Origin of the sequence: Tropicimonas sp. S265A (assembly GCF_049800835.1) — a bacterium.
Lineage (GTDB): Bacteria > Pseudomonadota > Alphaproteobacteria > Rhodobacterales > Rhodobacteraceae > Dinoroseobacter.
The window spans coordinates 159,163-178,173 of record NZ_JBNAFU010000007.1 but is presented as its reverse complement, the minus strand read 5'-3'; the positions used below and the strand labels follow the sequence as shown (position 1 = coordinate 178,173).

At 61.1% G+C, this 19,011-nt stretch carries 17 protein-coding genes; 13 read left to right on the top strand and 4 right to left on the bottom strand.

Translation table 11 applies throughout. The features are described from left to right. Positions 1 to 35 precede the first annotated feature (35 nt). The 6 genes from ACP15N_RS16300 (at position 36) to ACP15N_RS16275 (ending at position 4,373) form a co-directional block, all read left to right on the top strand. Positions 36 to 983 carry a sugar ABC transporter substrate-binding protein gene (locus ACP15N_RS16300; RefSeq protein ID WP_425093392.1) on the top strand — a complete coding sequence of 316 codons (948 nt, stop codon included), beginning with the start codon at positions 36 to 38 and terminating at the stop codon, positions 981 to 983. Positions 984 to 1,051: 68 nt separating this feature from the next. Next, on the top strand, positions 1,052 to 2,170 hold the full coding sequence (locus tag ACP15N_RS16295; RefSeq protein WP_425093391.1) for an ABC transporter permease: 1,119 nt from the start codon (positions 1,052 to 1,054) through the stop codon (positions 2,168 to 2,170). 1 nt (position 2,171) lies between these two features. Beyond that, positions 2,172 to 2,966: an ATP-binding cassette domain-containing protein gene (locus ACP15N_RS16290; protein ID WP_425093390.1), complete on the top strand. Its 795-nt coding sequence runs from the start codon at positions 2,172 to 2,174 to the stop codon at positions 2,964 to 2,966. Next, positions 2,950 to 3,219: a hypothetical protein gene (locus ACP15N_RS16285; protein ID WP_425093389.1), complete on the top strand. Its 270-nt coding sequence runs from the start codon at positions 2,950 to 2,952 to the stop codon at positions 3,217 to 3,219. The genes ACP15N_RS16290 and ACP15N_RS16285 overlap by 17 nt, the downstream gene beginning before the upstream one ends. A gap of 30 nt (positions 3,220 to 3,249) precedes the next feature. Then, entirely contained in the window at positions 3,250 to 4,059 is an 810-nt protein-coding gene (iolB, locus tag ACP15N_RS16280; protein WP_425093388.1) for a 5-deoxy-glucuronate isomerase, read from the top strand. Positions 4,060 to 4,196: 137 nt separating this feature from the next. After that, positions 4,197 to 4,373: a DUF1127 domain-containing protein gene (locus tag ACP15N_RS16275; protein WP_425093387.1), complete on the top strand. Its 177-nt coding sequence runs from the start codon at positions 4,197 to 4,199 to the stop codon at positions 4,371 to 4,373. A gap of 7 nt (positions 4,374 to 4,380) precedes the next feature. Here the strand turns inward: ACP15N_RS16275 and ACP15N_RS16270 are convergent, their stop codons facing one another. From ACP15N_RS16270 to ACP15N_RS16255, 4 genes are read right to left on the bottom strand one after another with little or no spacing between them, the layout of a single operon-like run. Beyond that, the gene (locus ACP15N_RS16270) at positions 4,381 to 5,706 is read right to left on the bottom strand and encodes an aspartate aminotransferase family protein (protein ID WP_425093386.1); all 1,326 of its coding nucleotides are present in this window, start codon (positions 5,704 to 5,706) and stop codon (positions 4,381 to 4,383) included. Between the two features lie 4 nt (positions 5,707 to 5,710). Next, the gene (locus ACP15N_RS16265; RefSeq protein ID WP_425093385.1) at positions 5,711 to 6,124 is read right to left on the bottom strand and encodes a GNAT family N-acetyltransferase; all 414 of its coding nucleotides are present in this window, start codon (positions 6,122 to 6,124) and stop codon (positions 5,711 to 5,713) included. Beyond that, positions 6,121 to 6,807, bottom strand: coding sequence for a 3-keto-5-aminohexanoate cleavage protein (locus ACP15N_RS16260; RefSeq protein WP_425093384.1), 687 nt, complete (start codon positions 6,805 to 6,807; stop codon positions 6,121 to 6,123). Before ACP15N_RS16260 ends, ACP15N_RS16265 begins: the two co-directional genes overlap by 4 nt. 50 nt (positions 6,808 to 6,857) lie before the next feature. Continuing rightward, positions 6,858 to 9,257 (bottom strand): GcvT family protein, encoded by a 2,400-nt coding sequence (locus tag ACP15N_RS16255; protein ID WP_425093383.1) that lies wholly within the window; start codon positions 9,255 to 9,257, stop codon positions 6,858 to 6,860. Between the two features lie 54 nt (positions 9,258 to 9,311). On the opposite strand from ACP15N_RS16255, the gene ACP15N_RS16250 reads away from it, so the two are divergent. The 7 genes from ACP15N_RS16250 to ACP15N_RS16220 all read left to right on the top strand — a co-directional run bounded on the left by ACP15N_RS16250 (position 9,312) and on the right by ACP15N_RS16220 (position 18,961). Then, on the top strand, positions 9,312 to 10,214 hold the full coding sequence (locus tag ACP15N_RS16250; protein WP_425093382.1) for a MurR/RpiR family transcriptional regulator: 903 nt from the start codon (positions 9,312 to 9,314) through the stop codon (positions 10,212 to 10,214). A 26-nt stretch (positions 10,215 to 10,240) separates the two neighbouring features. Continuing rightward, complete coding sequence (locus ACP15N_RS16245) at positions 10,241 to 11,206, top strand: TAXI family TRAP transporter solute-binding subunit (protein WP_425093381.1); 966 nt, start codon at positions 10,241 to 10,243, stop codon at positions 11,204 to 11,206. A 91-nt stretch (positions 11,207 to 11,297) separates the two neighbouring features. Then, entirely contained in the window at positions 11,298 to 13,889 is a 2,592-nt protein-coding gene (locus ACP15N_RS16240) for a TRAP transporter permease (protein WP_425093380.1), read from the top strand. Beyond that, on the top strand, positions 13,886 to 14,314 hold the full coding sequence (locus tag ACP15N_RS16235) for a universal stress protein (protein ID WP_425093379.1): 429 nt from the start codon (positions 13,886 to 13,888) through the stop codon (positions 14,312 to 14,314). The genes ACP15N_RS16240 and ACP15N_RS16235 overlap by 4 nt, the downstream gene beginning before the upstream one ends. Before the next feature lie 141 nt (positions 14,315 to 14,455). Next, positions 14,456 to 16,969, top strand: a complete 2,514-nt coding sequence (locus ACP15N_RS16230; protein WP_425093377.1) for a heavy metal translocating P-type ATPase — start codon at positions 14,456 to 14,458, stop codon at positions 16,967 to 16,969. Between the two features lie 10 nt (positions 16,970 to 16,979). Further along, positions 16,980 to 17,396, top strand: a complete 417-nt coding sequence (gene cueR / locus ACP15N_RS16225) for a Cu(I)-responsive transcriptional regulator (protein WP_425093376.1) — start codon at positions 16,980 to 16,982, stop codon at positions 17,394 to 17,396. Positions 17,397 to 18,058: 662 nt separating this feature from the next. After that, positions 18,059 to 18,961, top strand: coding sequence for a hypothetical protein (locus ACP15N_RS16220; protein ID WP_425093375.1), 903 nt, complete (start codon positions 18,059 to 18,061; stop codon positions 18,959 to 18,961). Positions 18,962 to 19,011: the final 50 nt, after the last annotated feature.

The window sequence follows — 19,011 nt, the reverse complement described above, 5'->3', positions numbered from 1 at the left end:
CCCGTTCAATGACGCATCATTTCTGGGAGGAAGACATGAAGTCATTTGTTGCATCCTTGGCTATCGCCGCGAGCGTGGTCACAGTTCCCGTCACTGCAATGGCCGAGGGGCATGAAAGCCTGAGCTATGTGCTGGTGAGCCACGCGCCCGACAGCGATACTTGGTGGAATACGATCAAGAACGGCATCGCGTTGGCTGGCGAGCAGGTTGGGGTCGAAGTCGAGTACCGCAATCCACCAACCGGTGACATTGCCGACATGGCCCGGATCATCGAGCAGGCCGCGGCGTCACAGCCTGACGGCATCATCACCACGCTTGCGGATTACGATGTTCTCAAGGGTCCGATCATGAATGCTGTCGATCAGGGGATCGACGTAATCATTATGAACACCGGAACTCCGGATCAGGCCCGCGAGGTTGGCGCGCTTATGTATGTGGGCCAGCCCGAATACGACGCCGGTTTTGCGGCAGGCCTGCGCGCCAAGAGCGAGGGCGTTTCCAAATTCCTGTGCGTAAACCACGCCATCCAGCAACCCACCGTCGGCGAACGGTGCCGTGGCTACGCAGACGGCCTCGGGATCGAACTTGGTGACGCCATGATGGATTCCGGCACCGACCCGTCCGAGATCAAGAACAAGGTCATGGCGTACCTGTCGGCCAATGAAGATGTCGACGGCATCCTGACCCTCGGTCCGGTTTCGGCAGATCCAACGATCGCGGCTCTCAATGAGATGGGCATTGCCGGAGACATCCATTTCGGGACGTTCGATCTGGGCGAAGAGATCGTGAATGCCATCAAGGATGGCACGATCAACTGGGGCATCGACCAGCAGCCATTCCTGCAGGCCTACCTGCCGGTGGTCGTGCTGGCCAACTGGGACCGCTACGGCGTGCTGCCCGGCAACAACATCAACTCCGGTCCGGGCTTCGTGACCGCAGACGGTCTGACCAAGGTCGAAGCTTTCGCGGGCGAGTATCGCTGAGACGACCCTCCGGGCGCCACGAGGGGTGGCGTCCGGATTTCCGAAAAGACGAACCCGGAGGACCCGAGATGGCTGATCTGGCCACAAGCGGGGACGACGAACGAGTCAAGGCCATACCAGCTTGGCGCCGGGCCCTGATCCGCCCCGAACTGGGTGGCATGTGCGGCACCGTTATCGTCTTCGTATTCTTCTTGCTCACTGCTTTTGACAGCGGCATGTTCGCGCCGCAGGGCATCATGAACTGGACCGTCGTGTCGGCGCAATTCATGATCATTGCCGTCGGCGCATGCCTCTTGATGATCGCAGGTGAGTTCGACCTTTCTGTCGGCTCCATGATCGGTTTTGCCGGAATGATGGTCGCGGTATTCGGTGTCGTGCTTGGATGGCCGATGTGGATCGCGATCCTGATCACCTTTGCGCTTTGCATTTCGATCGGGGCCCTCAACGGCTGGATCGTGATCCGGACCGGGCTGCCAAGTTTCATCGTGACGCTCGCATTCCTTTTCATCCTGCGCGGCTTCACGATTTACATTCCCCAAACAATCGAAAGCAAAACGATCATTGGCGGTATTCGCGATGCCGCAGAGGGCGACTGGCTTGCCCCGATCTTTGGCGGGAAAATCGGGGGCGGTATCTTCCAGTGGCTGGCGGACGCCGGCTTGATCGATACGTTCACCCGCGGCAATCGCGCGGGGCAGGCGGTGATCGACGGAGTGCCGATGCTGGTGGTCTGGGCGCTGATCCTGATCATCTTCGGACACGTGCTGCTGACGCGAACAAAGTTCGGAAACTGGATTTTTGCAGCCGGCGGGGATGCGGAGGCGGCGCGAAATTCCGGTGTGCCGGTTAGCCAAGTCAAGATTCTGATGTTCATGTTTACCGCGTTCTGCGCGACCGTGTTTGCCGTTTGCCAGGTGATGGAATTCGGTTCCGCTGGCGCGGATCGCGGGCTTTTGAAGGAGTTCGAGGCCATCATCGCCGTCGTGATCGGCGGCGCATTGCTCACCGGGGGCTACGGGTCGGTGATTGGCGCCGCCCTTGGCGCCCTGATCTTCGGGGTCGTCCAGCAAGGGCTGTTCTTTGCCGGGGTCGAATCGAGCCTGTTTCGAGTGTTCCTTGGCGTGATCCTCTTGGGCGCGGTCGTGCTGAACACCTACATCCGGCGCATGATCACGGGGGAGCGGTAAGATGAACACGCGATCCATTCACGAACCGATCATCCGCATGAAGGACATCGAAAAGCACTTCGGCTCGGTCATCGCGCTGGCTGGGGTGTCGGTGGACGTGTATCCGGGTGAATGTCACTGCCTGCTCGGCGATAACGGAGCGGGCAAATCGACCTTCATCAAGACGATGTCCGGCGTGCACAAGCCCACCCACGGAGAGATCATCTTCGAAGGCAAGCCAATGCATTTCGACGATCCGCGCGATGCGATTGCAGCCGGGATTGCGACGGTGCATCAGCATCTCGCGATGATCCCGCTCATGTCCGTCAGCCGCAATTTCTTCATGGGGAACGAACCCACGAAAACGCGTCTTGGCATTCCGTTCTTCGACCATGAATACGCGGACCGCGTGACCATGGAAGAGATGCGCACGATGGGCATAAACCTGCGCGGGCCGGACCAGGCAGTCGGCACTCTGTCGGGCGGAGAACGCCAGACGGTTGCAATTGCCCGCGCGGTGCATTTCGGCGCCAAGGTGCTGATCCTCGATGAACCGACCTCGGCGCTCGGTGTGCGCCAGACCTCGAATGTGCTGGCCACGATTGACCGGGTCCGCAAGCAGGACATCGCCGTGGTTTTCATCACGCACAATGTGCGTCACGCGATGGCCGTGGGAGACAGGTTCACGGTGCTCAACCGAGGCAAGACCCTCGGAACCGCCCAACGCGGACAGATCACGCCGGACGAGTTGCAGGACATGATGGCTGGCGGGCAGGAGCTTGCAACGCTCGAAGGGTCACTTGGCGGAACTGTATGACGTGCGGGTGTGGCACATGACCAAGGAACATGACACCTCATCTGCGCGCCGCCGCCGACACCCGGCGCTTGATGTGCGGATACCTTTCTTCAAACCCCTCTGGCGTCGGGTGCTGACGAGTGCTGTGATGGTGCTCTGGATCATCGTCGAACTTGTCTACGGCAGCCCTTACTGGGCAGCGCTGGCTGCCGGGATCTGCGCTTATGTTGGGTACCAGTTCTTCGTCGCGTTCGACTTGGATGAAAGACGCTGAGCACCGTCATTCGACTTCTAGAGGGTTTCGATGTCACATCTGAAGAGGTCCCCAACCGGCACGCAGGGCCACGTCCATGCCATCACGCCCGAGGTCGCGGGATGGGAGTATGTCGGCTTCGATCTGCACCGGATGCAGCCGGGTGAGACTGTTTCATCAAGCACGGGCACGCGCGAAGTCATCCTTGTTCTGATAGAAGGGAAAGCCCAGATGGCAGCCGGCGGTCAGGATTTCGGGGTCATGGGCGCGCGAATGAACGTATTTGAACGCACGCCGCCGCATTGTGCCTACGCTCCGCCGGGCTGTGAGTGGTTGGCCCGCGCCGAAACCGATTGCACGCTTGCCGTATGCTCGGCACCGGGGCAGGGCGCACATCTGGCCCAGATCATCGGTCCCGCGGGTATTCATCTGACCGAACGAGGCAAGGGCACCAACACCCGTTTCATTCATAATATCGCGATGGAGGATCGTGACGTTGCCGACAGCTTGCTTGTGACAGAGGTGTTCACACCGTCCGGGCACTGGTCTTCGTACCCGCCCCATCGCCATGACGAGGACGACTATCCGAACATCACCTATCTGGAGGAGACCTATTATCACCGCCTGAATCCCGCGCAGGGTTTTGGTGTGCAGCGGGTGTTTACCGAAGACGGGAGCCTTGATGAAACCATTGCGGTGTCAGACCACGATGTGGTGCTCGTTCCGCGCGGCCACCACCCTTGTGGCGCGCCATACGGGTACGAGATGTATTACCTCAACGTTATGGCCGGGCCGCGCCGCAAGTGGCGGTTCAAGACCCATCCCGACCACAGCTGGATCATGGCGCGCGAAGCGGATTAACCGCCGCGTGGAGCCTTGAATTTTCTGCATGGCAGCATTGCCGATTCCAGCGCTTGTGCAGGTGCAGCGAAGACGTAGATCATGCAGCGACCGCAGTCGCACGGTGCGACCTGCGTCCGTTCAAGGGATTTACCGCTATGGCCCGTCTTGCAGCCACCCGCTCCGCTATTTCCTTGTTTCTGCGCCGTCGTGCAGTCGTGCGACAGGTCACTGCGGAACTCAACTACATGTCCGAACGTGACCTGACGGACCTCGGGATCAGCCGCACCGCGATCCCGCGCCTTGCCCGAGAAGCGGCGCTGGAAGTCGCCTGAGGCTTTCTCACTGCGACAGCGCGGTCCTGAACGCGCTGTCCAGCTTGTCCACAAGCTCGCCGATCTGGTCGTTCGAGATGATGAAAGGCGGGGCTAGCAGCACGTGATCACCGGATTTGCCGTCGCGCGTGCCGGCCATCGGGTAACAGATCAACCCGGCCTCGAAAGCCGCAGATTTGATCTTGCCCGCCAGCCTGCGGCCGGGATCGAAAGGTGTTTTCGCTTCGCGGTCTTCGACCAGTTCCAGCCCCTGAAACAGCCCGCGCCCGCGCATGTCGCCCACATGCGGGTGTTGGCCGAACCGGGCGCTTAGAGCGGCGGCAAGCTTCTCCCCCTGATCTCGGGCGCGGCTTACGAGGTCTTGGTCGAGCAGCTTGTTGACAACGGCATGTCCTGCGGCGGCGGCAACCGGATGGCCCAGGTAAGTGTGCCCATGCTGGAACAGCCCGGTCCCGGCCTCAATCGTTTCGTAAATCTGCTTGCTACAGAGCATTGCGCCGATCGGCTGATAACCCGCACCCAGACCTTTTGCTATGCACAGAATGTCAGGAGCGATCCCGTCGGCCTCGCATGCGAACAGGTGTCCGGTGCGCCCCATCCCGCACATCACTTCGTCTAGGATCAGCAAGACGCCGTAGCGGTCGCAGATCTCACGAATACGTTTGAAGTACCCCTCCACCGCAGGCACCGCGCCAAGCGTCGCGCCCACGACTGGTTCCGCCATGAACGCCATCACTGTTTCCGGTCCGAGACGCAGGATCTCCGCCTCCAACTCCCCGGCCGCGCGCTGACCGTAGTCAAAGGCGCTTTCATCGTCGTCTCGCAAAACATATTCGTAGCAAGGGGCAATGTGGGTCACGTCGATCAGCAGCGGTGCAAACTGGGCCCTGCGCCATTCGTTTCCACCCGCCGCAAGCGCCCCGAGGGTGTTGCCATGATAGCTTTGCTTGCGTGCGATCAGGTGACGGCGTTCGGGTTGACCGGTTTCCACAAAGAACTGGCGTGCGAGCTTGATCGCGGCTTCCGTCGCTTCAGATCCGCCCGAGACGAAATACACCCGGTCCACCGCGCCCGGGGCGTGTGCCACCAACAGGTCGGCCAATGCCTCAGCAGGCTCAGACGTGAAAAAACCGGTATGGGCAAAGGCCAAAGCGCCGACTTGCGCCTGAACCGCGCCGATCACATCCGGGTCACCATGGCCGAGGCAGGACACTGCCGCGCCGCCCGAGCCGTCCAGATACGCTTTGCCGCTCTCGTCATAAAGGTAGCAACCTTCACCACGTACGGCCATTGGCGGCAGGTTGCGCGTGTGGCGCGGAAAGACATGGGACATCGGATTACCCTTCCATCCTTGCGACGAACTGGAGGCTGAAACGATCAAAGCCGTTTGCCTCGTAAAAGCGGTGTGCATCATGCCGGGAAAGCCCGCTGCACAGCCGCATCGTATCACAGCCTTTGGCCAGAGAGTGCGCTTCTTCAAGCAACCGCCGACCGGTGCCTTTGCCGCGCGCGCCGGGGTCCACGACCAGATCATCGATATAGAGCGTGCGCCCCCAGCACAGATCGGACGTGATCCTGTACCCCAGCGCGCCGATCATCTGATGCCCGTCAAACGCAGCCACAACCTTGTAGCCTTGCGCAACAGCGGCGGTCAGACGCGCCTCGAAGGTCGGCGTATCGAGTTTGTCTCGCAAAATGCGCAGAAGTGGCGCGGCTTCCGCCGCCTGTGCAATGGGTCTGACCAGGATCATTCTGCAGCCTCCAGGCTGTTGCGGAGTGCCTTGACCGAGCTTGCCATGTCGGGCCAAGCCACGCCGTCCGCGTCTGTATGGGAGTTCTCGAAACCAACCCGCATATCGCCGCCAAGTCTTGCGGCTGCGCGCAGGCATGCATGCTCGTTGCGCCCGAAGGCGCACAGCATCCACTTGCCAACCGGGGGCAGGGTGGCCCGCAGCGCGGGCAAATCCGCGGGATCGGATTGAAAGTCCTGCGCATATCGCCCGAGAACCAGTATGACACTGGCGTCTTCGGTCAGCAGCCCGCCGCGTTGATGCGCTGCGAGCAGGGCTGCGTCCGCTTCGTCATAGATGATATGCTGGAGTTCGGTGCCCTGATCCGCGGCCGTTTCGTACAGTGTTCTGGCCAGTTCCGGTTCCGCCGCGACCTCTCGCAACGCGACAGAGGCCCAATCGGGTTTCAGGTCGCGAATGACGGCCAGTTGCGCGGCCACGTCAAAAACCCCTGCGGCCTCGGTCGTCACCTGAACGGGCAGGCGCGGGAGCGTTGCTTGCACTTCTGCCAACGCCTCCTTGTAGAGGCCGATGTCGAGGGAATGGTGTCCTGCCCCGTTGCGGACGTGCAGGTGCAGCGCATCCGCCCCGGCCGCAACGCAGGCGCGCGTCGCCTCGACGGTTTCGGCAATGCTGATGGGCAAGCCGGGATGGTCCCGCTTTGTCTTTCTCGCACCCGTGGGGGCAATCATGATCATGCGAAAACCCGTTTCATCCGCGTGCCATCGGGGTCGAACAATGGCCCGACCGTGACGGTTGCCGCAAACATTCGCCGGGCGATGTCGACCTGAACCTCTTGCTGGTCGGAAAGCCTCACGCCATGTGCCAGCGCGATCGGTGCATCCACCCTGTGCCCATAGGCACAAGACGTGGTTTGGCCGACGATCTGTCCGTCCGCGTAAATCGGTTCATGGCCGAGCGGAACGGCTGAGCGGTCTTTGAATGTCAGGGAAAAGACCTTTGCAGATGCACCGGCTTTGCGCGCTTCGTCGAGGGCTTCGGCCCCGATAAACCCACCAGTCTTTCGTGTTGCAAAACCAAGTCCGGCGGCAATGGGCGTTACGTCACTGTCAAGCTCGTGACCCATTGCGCAGAAACCCTTTTCGATCCGCATCGAGGTTTGCGCGTAAAGCCCTGCCGGAACTGCCCCGGCACGGGTCAACGCCGCGTACAGCTTGCGCGCATCGCCTGCGGCACAGGTCAACTCCCACCCGGCTTCGCCAACATAAGACAGACGCGCCGCCGTAACCGGCACATCCGCAACCTCGGACTGGATCAGCTTGAAGTACCCAAGATCATTCAGCGTTTCGGCACCGCAGACGGACGCAATGCGCGCGCTTTCAGGCCCCATCAGGTTCAGCACCGCGTGGTCTTCGGTCGTATCGCGCAAGACAACGTCGAACCCGTCCGAATGATCACGCAGCCACGCCAGATCCCGCTTTATCGCGTTGGTACCGACAAACAGGCGGTAGTGATCGGTGGAAAGCCTTTGCGCCGTCAGATCGGATTGAAACGTGCCGCGAGGGTTCAGCATGGCGGTATAAATGACAGACCCCGGGGCGCGCCCCATGTGCCCGGCACAGACCCTTAGCAGGAAGGGTTCGGCGTCCGGACCGGCGACATCGATCTTGCCAAAACAAGAGGCGTCGAAAATTGCCGCGCCTTCATGGGCGGCGCGCACCTCGGCTCGGACCTTATCGAACCAGTCCGGTCGATCGAAGCTTGGTTCGGGCGAGGCCGTTCCGCCGAAATACAAAGGCCGTTCCCAGCCGTAGACCTGCCCGAACTCCGCATGCGCAGCCCGATACTCGGCATGGAGGGGCAGGGTCCGCAAGCCGCGCGCGGTGGTCAGTTGCCGGCCCGGATATGCGATCTCGTAATGCGTCCCCAGAATTTCCGGCGCGCGCGCCATCAGGTGATCGACCGAGTTGAACACCGGCGCAAAGCGTTTGGCGTCGGCCTCTGTCAGGTCATAGGCTGTGTGTCCATAGACAATACAGTGCGCGAGGTTCATGCCCGCGCCGCCGCCCGACGCGATCCCGACGGAATTCATCCCGCAGCCCAGAAAAAGTCCGCGCGTTTCTGCCGTCTCGCCAAGCATGAACGTGCCATCAGGAGTGAAGCTTTCGGGGCCATTCAGCAGCATCTTGACTTCGGCGGTTTCAAGGGCGGGCAGGCGGTGCAACGCGTTCAGCATCATTGGCTCGAAATGATCCCAATCCTCGCCGAGCAGGCCGAACGCGAAATCCTGACCCAGCACGCCCGGCGCGATGGGTTTGCCCATCAGTTCGAAGCATCCTACCAGCAAACCGCCACTGTCATCGCGAATGTAGAGGTGATTGTCGTGATCCGACAGCGTGGGCATGTTGCCGGTGATCCCGTCGACAGGTTTCGTGAGCAGGTAGAAATGCTCACAAGCCAGCAGCGGCACCTCTGCGCCGGCCATTGCACCGACCTCCCGCGACCAGAGCCCCGCGCACAGAGCCACCGCATCGCAGGTTACAACTCCCCGCGCCGTCTCGACCCCGTACACACGGCCATCGCGGGTCAAGATGCCGGTCACACCGGTGTCTTCGAAAATGCGCGCTCCGGCTGCCTTGGCCCCTTTTACCAGTGCTGCGCAAACGTCCGACGGGCTGACGCGCCCGTCCTCGGGGGACCAGACGGCGCCGATCACGTCTGCGGCGTTCATCAGCGGCCAGCGCTCTTTCGCCTCCGCCGGTGAAATCGACGTGGCATCGACCCCATACGCATGCGCGAGCGCTTCCTGCCGTTTGATATGCGTCAGCCTGTCAGGTCTGGTCGCGATCGAAAGCGAGCCTTTCTGTATCCAGCCGACGGATTGACCCGTCTCTGCCTCAAGCTGTGCGTAGAGGTCGACGGAGTATTGGATCATCCGTGTCAGGTTCCGCGAGTGGCGCAGTGCGCGAACCTGTGCCGCCGAATGCCACGTGGTGCCAGAGGTCAGTTTGTTGCGTTCCAGCAGGATCGCATCCGAGACACCCATCTTGGCCAGATGGTATAGCGTGGAGCATCCCATGATCCCGCCACCAATGACGACCACGGATGCATGTGCGGGCAGCGACTCGGTCATGACAGCACCTCCTGTTGCCACACCATGAAACACTTGTTTCGACACTTGACAATAATGGAAACGATTGAAACATTCAGTTTCATGAGTGTCGGCCAGTCCTTTGTAAGTATCGAAGACCGGATCAGCGCCAGGTATGGCGGCTTGAGCGCGAAATTGCGCACTGCGGCGGACTATGTGGCGGCCAATCCGGTGGACCTGGCAACCCGGTCATTACGCGCGGTCGCGCAGACAAGCGGTGTGTCCCCGGCGACGTTTTCGCGGCTCGCGCGTGTTCTGGGGTACGCTGACTATGAGGAATTGCGCGAGGCGGGTCGAAACGCCGTCGGTCAGCGTCTTGTTCCGTTCGCGGAACGGGCAGGGGCTTTGCAGCAAGGAGATCGCAGTGCCGGGCATTTGCTCAACCGCCAATCCGCCATCTGTACGCACAGCATCTCGGTGCTGGCGCAAGCCGTCGCACCGGAGCGTCTCGAAGCTGCGGTGGATGCCTTGCATGCCGCCGACAGGGTTGTGTTGATCGGGGAGCTGGGCTCCGCGGGTATCATGGATCATTTCTCGTATCAGGCGCAGTATTTCGCCAGACACTGGGTCAGGGCAGGGCGCGGCGGTGCATCAATCGCGGCGTCTTTTGCACAGATGCGGGCGGGCGATGCCGTGATCGGCCTGACCATGGCGCCATATGCCGACCAGACCCTTGGGGCCTTGCGCGTTGCCCGTGACAACGGCTTCGCGACCGTTGTTCTGACGGACAGCCCGACCTCGCCAGCGATGGCCTTTGCCGACCATCCGTTCGCACTTCCAACGGAGACCGCCAATTTTTTCTCTTCCTACGTAGCCACTTTGGTGTTGATCGAAACGATAATGTCGCTTTTGGTTGCCCGCGTGGGCCCCGAGGCCGAGGCGCGGATACGCGCGACAGAAGACCAGACAAAAAAGCTCAGACAAGAGCTGGACAAGTAAAACAATTGCAACAAGGGAGACTACACATGTTTGCAAGACTGAAAACGACTGCCGCCGTAGCGGCCATCGCCGTAGCTGGCGGGGCTGCGCATGCGGAGACGACGTTCATCACCATCGGCACCGGCGGTGTCACGGGCGTATACTACCCAACTGGTGGCGCGATCTGCCGTCTGGTGAACAAGGACCGCAAGGACCACGGCGTGCGCTGCTCGGTCGAGTCCACTGGCGGGTCGGTCTACAACACCCGCACCATCCGCGAAGGCGAGCTGGATTTCGGCGTTGTGCAATCGGACGTACAGTCGGCGGCAATCGAAGGCGTGCGCGCCTTTGACGGCGACGATCCTTACGGTGAGCTGCGCGCCGTCTTCTCTGTCCACCCCGAACCGATGCACGTGATGGTGCGCGCCGATGCGGGCATCGAGAGCGTGATGGACATGAAGGGCAAGCGGGTCAACATCGGCAACCCCGGGTCCGGCACGCGTGTTCTGGCCGGTGTTCTGATGGAAGCCGCAGGCGTGACGCCGGATGACTTCTCGCTCGCTGCCGAGTTGAAGTCTTCCGAACAGTCCGCGGCGCTCTGCGACGGCAAGATCGATGCAGCCATCTGGGCTGCTGGCCTGCCGAACGGGTCGACGATGGAAGCCACCTCTACCTGCGATATCAAGTTGCTGGACCTGAGCACATCGGGCATGGACAAGGTGCTGGCCTCCAATCCGGCCTACGCGGCAGCCACCATTCCCGGCGGCATGTATCCGGGCAACGACAGCGACGTGATGTCCTGGGGGCCAAAGGCCACTTTCGTGACCGATATGAGCACCTCCGAAGAGGTGGTCTACGTGCTCGTGAAGGCGATCTTCGAGAACTTCGAAGACTTCAAGAAACTGCACCCGGCCTTTGGACGCCTGACAGAGGAAGAGATGATCAAGGACGGTCTCTCTGCTCCGCTGCACCCCGGCGCGGCAAAATACTACACAGAGCGCGGCTGGATGTAATCCACCCCCGGCAGGTCTGAACCTGCCCCGGTAAATCAAGGTCTTCGGCGAAACCTCTCGCCGGGGACCCAACGCCATTCAGGGGGACATCATGGCCGAAGCACAAGCCAAGAGCGACAACGCGCTCGACGATATCGTTGCAGACGCTGATACGGGCGGTCGGGCACCGAAGGATGCGTTCGGGCGCGCGGCGCTGTGGTACATCCCGCTGGTCTGGTCGATCTATCAACTCTGGATTGCATCCCCGTTGCCGTTCATGGTCGGGTTCGTGTGGAACGACACCCAGACGCGGGCAATCCATCTGGGCTTCGCTGTGCTTTTGGCGTTCCTCGCCTTTCCTGCGGGTAAGAACTCCCCCCGGCATCATATTCCGAACCTCACCTGGCTGATCGCGATCGTCGGTGCGATTTCTGCGTCCTACCTCTGGTGGGACTATCGCGGTGTTGCCGACCGCACCGGCGCGCCGAACATGACCGATATCATCATGGCCGGCATTGGCCTGATCCTCCTGATGGAGGCGGCGCGTCGATCCCTGGGCATCCCGCTGATGCTGGTGGCGCTGTTTTTCCTTTCCTATGTGTTCTTCGGCTCATGGTCGGGTCTGCCCGAAGTGGTGCAGTGGAAGGGCGCATCGTTCGAAAAGGCGATGAGCCACATGTGGCTGACGACCGAAGGTGTCTTCGGCGTCGCCCTTGGCGTTTCATCAGGCTTTGTCTTTCTGTTCGTTCTGTTTGGCGCATTGCTCAATCAGGCGGGTGCCGGGAACTACTTTCTGCAGCTGGCGTTCGCGGCGCTGGGGCATCTGCGCGGTGGGCCCGCCAAGGCCGCCGTTATCGCGTCGGCTGCCACCGGTCTGATCTCAGGCTCGTCCATTGCCAATGTGGTGACAACCGGCACCTTCACGATCCCACTGATGAAAAAGGTCGGGTTCCCCGCCACCAAGGCGGGCGCGGTGGAGGTGTCGTCGTCCATCAACGGGGTTCTTACACCACCGGTCATGGGGGCGGTTGCGTTCCTGATGACCGAGTATGTCGGCATTTCCTACGTCGAAGTGGTCAAGACCGCGATTGTTCCCGCCGCCATCTCCTATGTCGCGCTGGTTTACATCGTCCATCTGGAGGCGCTGAAATCCGGCATGACCGGCACGGACAAGACCCATCCGGTCAAGTTCATCCTGATGGCTATTTTCATTATCGCGATTTCCATCGTCATCGCCGGCGGACTGCTGTTCCTGACCGGCTTTGCCGTGGACGCGATCAACACGGCGTTCGGGGCCGCATCGATCTGGGTGATCCTTGGGCTGATGATGGTGGCCTATGTCGCCGCCGTCCGCTTTGCGGCGCAGCAGCCCGACCTTGAAACCAGTCTTGAGACGATGCAGCACCTGCCGTCCGTCGGCACGATCTTCAAGACCGGCATCCACTATCTGATGCCGATCCTGCTGCTCATGTACCTTCTGATGATCGAACGGAAATCGCCCGGCCTCTCAGCGTTCTGGTCAACGATGTTCATGCTGTTCATCCTGTTCACGCAGAATCCGCTGAAGGCGTTCTTCCGCAAGCAGGGTGAAGTGATGCGCCATGTCCGGGAGGGCGTGTCCGACATCGCCGAGGGCATGATCGCAGGCGCGCGCAACATGATCGGCCTGGCCGCCGCCATGGGCGTTGCTGGCATTATCGTGGGCGCGGTCACGCTGACGGGTATCGGTCAGGTCATGGCCGAGTTCGTAGAGTTTCTGTCGGGAGGCAACCTGCTGGCGATGCTGTTCTTTGTCGCCGTGATCTCCATCATCCTCGGGATGGGGCTGCCGACGACGGCCAACTACATCGTTGTCAGTTCGCTCATGGCGGGGGTCGTCGTGGAACTCGGCGCACAGAACGGGCTGATCGTGCCGCTCGTGGCGGTGCATATGTTCGTGTTCTACTTCGGGATCATGGCGGATGTGACGCCGCCTGTCGGGCTTGCGAGTTTTGCCGCAGCGGCCATTTCGAAGGGCGATCCGCTCAAGACCGGGTTTCAGGCCTTCTTCTACTCGATCCGTACGGCCCTTCTGCCGTTCCTGTTCATCTTCAACACCGACCTGTTGTTGATTGATGTCGGGCCGGTACAGGCGATTTTCGTGTTTATCTTCGCGCTGATCGCGATGCTCCTGTTTGCCGCGGGAACGATGAACTACTTCATTGTCAAATCGCGCATTTACGAGAGCGCCGCGCTGCTTCTGGCTGCGTTCATCCTGTTCCAACCGGGGTATTTCCTGAACCAACTCAGTCCCGAATTCGAAACACGGGCAGGAACCGAGTTGTTCCAGATGGCGCAGGATGCGCCGGCGGACGCCTCGCTCAGGGTGCGGTTGATCGGCGAGAACCTGAACGGGGATGAAGTGGACGCAAGGTACCTTCTGCCGCTCGGGGAGGTCGGACCAGATGGGGCCACGCGGTTGCTGAACGCCTCGGGGATCGAGTTCCGCGACGAAGACGGCAAGATCTTCGTCGACAACCTGGCCTTTGGCGGACCTGCCGAACAGCTGGGCATCGATTGGGATTGGGAACTTGTCGAGCTTGAGGTGCCCGCCGACCGGATGCCGAAAGAGATATTCTACATCCCTGCGCTGTTGCTGGTTCTTGGCGTTTTCCTTCTGCAACGCCGTCGCCAACCCAAGGAAGAAGCGGAGGCATTGGCATGAGCGCACATTATCTCGTGGCGGTCGACCTGACACACATGGACAACGCGCGGACACTCTTGCGGGAAACGGGACGTCTTGCGGAACGTGACGGCGCCGTGCTGAGCCTGATGACTGTGCTGCCGGATTACGGAATGTCCTTCGTTGGCTCTTTCTTCAAGGAAGGAACATTGAAGGAAGCCGAACACTCAGCCCTTGCGGCGCTTCACGGATTGGCTGAGGAAGTGCTGCCGGACCGAGAGCAGGTTCAGTGCATTGTCGAGGTCGGCACCGCCTATGAAGAGGTAATTGAGGCGTCGCGAAAGGTCGATGCAGATCATATCGTCGTTGGCGCCCACAAGCCGGACCTTGCGGAGCGTATTCTCGGCCCCAATGCCGGGCGGATCGTGCGATATGCCCCCGTGACAGTCACCGTCCTGCGGATCTGAGCCGAAGTTCGAACAAACGATGCATTTACGGGCAACGCCTGCGCAAATCAGCGCAGGTGGATGGAACAGGTGTGCGGCTGGTTGACCTTCCAGTGACTGGAAGGACTAATATCAGCGTGTTCCAAGACCGGGATGCGAAAGATGTCTGCTCTGACCCACAGCCTGACACTGTCCTTGCAGGGGCTGAACTGCGGCTCCTGCGTCGGGCGGGCCACCCGTGCCCTCGAAACCGTGCCGGGCGTGACCGAGGCGGTCGTGAACCTCGCGACGGAGACGGCCACGTTCTCTCTGGCCGCTCCGGACGCGCTGGGGCCTGCGCTGGCAGCGCTTGATGCGGCGGGCTATCCTGCCCGCGCAGAAACAGCGACGCTTCAGGTTTCTGAAATGTCCTGCGCCTCTTGCGTGGGGCGGGTGGAGCAGAAGCTGCGGTCTGATCCGACCGTGCGCGATGTGCAGGTGAACCTTGCCACGGAGACAGCAGTCGTCACCTTTGTGGCGCGTGCGGTTACGCCGGAGGCTCTGGCCCGACGTCTGACAGAAGCGGGATATCCGGCGACAGTTGTTCAGGGGACCTCTTCCGATGCCCAAGCTGTTCGGAAGTCCGAAGAAGCCGCTGAACTCAAGCAGAGTGTTTTCATTGCTTCAGCGCTTGCCCTGCCTGTCTTCGTGCTCGAGATGGGGGGACATATCTTTCCCGCTTTTCATCACCTTGTCGCTGGGTCGATCGGTCTTCAGACATCGTGGGTGATCCAGTTCCTGTTGACGACTCTGATCCTGATCGGGCCGGGGCAGGTCTTCTACCGCAAGGGGATACCGGCGCTGGTACGCCGCGCACCGGACATGAACAGTCTCGTCGCACTCGGAACAGGGGCCGCATGGGGCTATTCGGTGATCGCGACCTTTGTGCCGTCCATCCTGCCTTCGGATGTTCGGGCCGTTTACTTCGAGGCAGCTGCCGTGATCGTCGTATTGATCCTTGTCGGGCGGCTTCTGGAAGCGCGGGCAAAGGGGCGCACCGGCGCGGCCATTCGGTCCTTGTTGAGCTTGCAGACGCCCACAGCGATCGTTCTGAACGATGGCACCCCGAAAGAGGTGGACATCGCCGCGCTCAGAGCGGGGGATACAATTCTGGTACGTCCCGGTGCACGCGTTCCGGTGGATGGCGTGATCCTCGACGGGGTCAGTTCAGTCGACGAAAGCATGATCACGGGCGAACCGTTGCCGGTTCCGAAAGTTGCCGGAGAAGAGGTCACAGGAGGGACGCTGAACGGCACGGGCAGTCTGACGTTTCGCGCGACGCGGGTGGGCGAGGCGACGGTTCTGGCACAGATCGTACGCATGGTCGAACAGGCGCAAGGAGCCAAACTGCCCATTCAGGGCATCGTGGACAAGGTGACACTATGGTTCGTGCCGGGCGTTCTGCTGTGTGCCCTTGTAACCGTTCTTGCCTGGCTGGTGTTTGGACCGGACCCTGCGCTGACCCTTGCGCTTGTTGCGGGCGTATCCGTGCTGATCATCGCGTGCCCTTGCGCGATGGGGCTGGCCACACCGACTTCGATCATGGTCGGCACCGGTCGGGCTGCTGAAATGGGGATCTTGTTTCGCAAGGGCGACGCGCTGCAACGCCTGAGCGATGTGGATATCGTGGCGCTCGACAAGACCGGGACCGTGACAGAAGGGCGGCCCAGCCTGACACAGATCGTTCTGGCGGAAGGGGCCGAGCGTTCGGAGGTGCTGAGCCTCGTCGCCTCGGTCGAGGCCCGCTCCGAGCACCCGATTGCCGCAGCCATCGTGCAGGCGGCACAGGCGGAAAGCTGCGCGCTGAAACCCGTTGAGGGGTTCGAGGCGACGATCGGCGAGGGGGTGCGCGCCGATGTGGACGGGCGCAAGGTCCTTATCGGAACGGATCGGTACCTGGCGCGCGATGACATCGCGACAGTGGCCCTGGCTGAAAAGGCACAAGTTCTCGCGGCACAGGGGAAAACCACTGTGTTTGCGGCTGTTGACGGAAGCCTGGCGGCTGTCCTCGTGGTCGCGGATCCGGTAAAAGCCACGAGCCGAACAGCCATCGCGGCCTTGCGCGCCACTGGCCTGCGAGTGGCGATGATCACCGGCGACAAGCAGGCAACTGCCGAGGCGGTGGCACAGGATGTTGGCATCGATACGGTGATCTCGGGCGTGCTGCCCGCGGGCAAGGTCGCCGCACTCGATCAGTTGAGGGGGCCGGGGCAGACGGTTGCGTTTGTCGGTGACGGGATCAACGACGCGCCGGCACTGGCCAATGCGGATGTCGGTATCGCGATCGGCACGGGAACGGACATCGCCATCGACGCGGCGGATGTGGTTCTGATGTCGGGCGACCTCGGCGGAGTGGTCAATGCGGTCGAGGTCTCCAAGCGGACCATGCGGAACATTCGGCAGAACCTGGTCTGGGCATTTGGATACAATACCGCCCTCATTCCGATTGCGGCCGGTGTGCTCTACCCTGCGTTTGGATTGCTCTTGTCTCCGATGTTTGCTGCCGGCGCGATGGCGCTCTCGTCTGTATCGGTGTTGACAAATGCCTTGCGGTTGCGGGCCCTGCGGCCGGTGGTGTCGGCACGCCCCGCACCGCGCGACGGGCGCATACAGCCAGCAGCCAGCCCGGCAGAATAGGGAGTTCGGGATGAATATCGGCGAAGTGGCGGACCGTTCCGGTCTGCCTGCCAAGACGATCCGCTATTACGAGGAAATCGGCCTCGTGTGTCCGCAGCGCGGGCAGAACGGTTATCGGGCCTTCACGGAGAACGATCTTCACAAGCTGGCATTTCTCGGGCGCGCACGGACGCTCGGCTTCTCGATAGAGGACTGCCGGACCCTTATGGCGCTTTACGAGGACGACGGCCGCGAAAGCGCGCAGGTCAAGGCTCTGGCCCAGGATCATCTTGCCGCGATCGACGCCAAGATTGCGCACCTGAAATCCATGCGGGCGACGCTGGCCGATCTTGTCCAGGCCTGCCACGGTGATGCCCGCCCGGAATGCCCGATCCTTGCCGACCTCTCGCAACAGACTGTGTCCGACCGGGGCCAGTCGAAGCGTTGAACGCCGACACGATGCGCCGCAGTTGAAGGGCGACGCTCACGCTGTAGGCCCCGGTCGGACAAGCACATGAGCGATCGGGAACCGTGAGCCAGGACATCCGCCGGGCCACCCGCACCAGTATTCGGCCGAGCAGAAGATCAGGATCGCTGTGGACGGTTTCTAGGCCGAAGTCAGTCTTGCGTGGCCGTGTGGCCGCGAGGGTATTTCGCAGACCCCGTGTGACCGCTGGTCGAAAGCGTTCCTCGAAACCGGGAAGAAGCGCCTGGCGGGCGGCAGCGCGCATGCGGCGACCTCGACCGAAGTCAACGATCCCCAGTGTGAGGCTGGCGATCTAGAGGAAACGTTGCCGAACATCTCCCTGAACCGATCCTGTAGGCGAAAGTCGCACTGCAAGAGTTACGAGCACCCCCAACGCTCATGGATTTCCGCCTGAAGCCTTGCTTGGCACTGGCGGCGCCAGGGCGGTGCTTCGTGCCGCCGCCGTGTCACGGTTGAACATCTTTGTCACTGCCGCTTGTCCGAGATCAAGCCGTTGGCAATATATGAAGAAATTTAAATGAAATCATCGTGTAAGTAGCCATTGTGAAGTTTTTTTGCAGCTACTGGACACTCCTGCGGCTTCGGCTGTCATTTGGTCCATTGAAGCAGGCCCGGTCGATGAAATGACACTCAAATTTCCATCAGCCTACAGTATTCTGTTCCTGTTGATCATCGTGGTCGCTGCGGCGACGTGGATCGTACCGGCTGGTCAATATGATCGCGTGGAGAACGAAGACCTCGGGCGCGCGGTTCCCGTGCCGGGAACCTATCAGGTCATCGAAAGCAACCCGCAAGGTGTGTTCGATGTGCTCGTGGCACCGGTTGCAGGCTTCTATGATCCCGGAAGCTATGAAGCGCGTGCGATCGACGTCGCGCTGTTCGTCATCATTATTGGCGGCTTCCTGGGCGTTGTTGCAAAAACCGGGGCGATAGATGCCGGTATTGGCAAAGCCATGCGCCGGCTTGAGGGTCGGGAAAAATGGATGATCCCGATCCTCATGGGGCTCTTTGCAGCTGGCGGGACCATCTACGGGATGGCTGAAGAAAGCCTCGCCTTTTACACTTTGATTATCCCCGTGATGATTTCCGCGCGTTACGATGCCGTCACAGGGGTTGCAATCATCATGCTTGGCGCAGGTGTCGGAACCCTTGGCTCGACGATTAACCCATTCGCTACGGTCATTGCCTCGGACGCGGCCGGGGTCGCGTTCACCGACGGCATTCTTCTTCGACTGATCATCCTCGTGGTTTGTTGGCTGGTCTGTGTCGCGTTCGTGATGCGCTACGCCGAAAAGGTGCGAGCCAACCCCGAGTATTCCATCGTTTTCGATCGCAAAGCGGAGAACGAAGCGCATTTTCTGGTTGCGTCGCTTCTTGAACCGGCGCCAATTCTGCTCGCGGTGTGCAGGCGGCCAGTACACCTGCGCAAGTTGCCAGTGCAGCAACAAGTTGGAGCCGTTTTGCTTTGCGACGGTTGTTGTACATATTCTGCGTGGCCTCAGCTCTCTTTCGTTTGGTCAAGGTAAAGCGCGCTCCCACACGTTTGCGCGGATTGAATAACCGTTTCTCGGTCTGT

Coding starts and splice junctions, on each gene's coding strand:
- ACP15N_RS16300 (WP_425093392.1), top strand. CDS start 36: ATGAAGTCATTTGTTGCATCCTTGGCTATCGCCGCGAGCGTGGTCACA.
- ACP15N_RS16295 (WP_425093391.1), top strand. CDS start 1,052: ATGGCTGATCTGGCCACAAGCGGGGACGACGAACGAGTCAAGGCCATA.
- ACP15N_RS16290 (WP_425093390.1), top strand. CDS start 2,172: ATGAACACGCGATCCATTCACGAACCGATCATCCGCATGAAGGACATC.
- iolB (WP_425093388.1), top strand. CDS start 3,250: ATGTCACATCTGAAGAGGTCCCCAACCGGCACGCAGGGCCACGTCCAT.
- ACP15N_RS16275 (WP_425093387.1), top strand. CDS start 4,197: ATGGCCCGTCTTGCAGCCACCCGCTCCGCTATTTCCTTGTTTCTGCGC.
- ACP15N_RS16270 (WP_425093386.1), bottom strand. CDS start 5,706: ATGTCCCATGTCTTTCCGCGCCACACGCGCAACCTGCCGCCAATGGCC.
- ACP15N_RS16265 (WP_425093385.1), bottom strand. CDS start 6,124: ATGATCCTGGTCAGACCCATTGCACAGGCGGCGGAAGCCGCGCCACTT.
- ACP15N_RS16255 (WP_425093383.1), bottom strand. CDS start 9,257: ATGACCGAGTCGCTGCCCGCACATGCATCCGTGGTCGTCATTGGTGGC.
- ACP15N_RS16250 (WP_425093382.1), top strand. CDS start 9,312: ATGGAAACGATTGAAACATTCAGTTTCATGAGTGTCGGCCAGTCCTTT.
- ACP15N_RS16245 (WP_425093381.1), top strand. CDS start 10,241: ATGTTTGCAAGACTGAAAACGACTGCCGCCGTAGCGGCCATCGCCGTA.
- ACP15N_RS16240 (WP_425093380.1), top strand. CDS start 11,298: ATGGCCGAAGCACAAGCCAAGAGCGACAACGCGCTCGACGATATCGTT.
- ACP15N_RS16235 (WP_425093379.1), top strand. CDS start 13,886: ATGAGCGCACATTATCTCGTGGCGGTCGACCTGACACACATGGACAAC.
- ACP15N_RS16230 (WP_425093377.1), top strand. CDS start 14,456: ATGTCTGCTCTGACCCACAGCCTGACACTGTCCTTGCAGGGGCTGAAC.
- cueR (WP_425093376.1), top strand. CDS start 16,980: ATGAATATCGGCGAAGTGGCGGACCGTTCCGGTCTGCCTGCCAAGACG.
- ACP15N_RS16220 (WP_425093375.1), top strand. CDS start 18,059: ATGACACTCAAATTTCCATCAGCCTACAGTATTCTGTTCCTGTTGATC.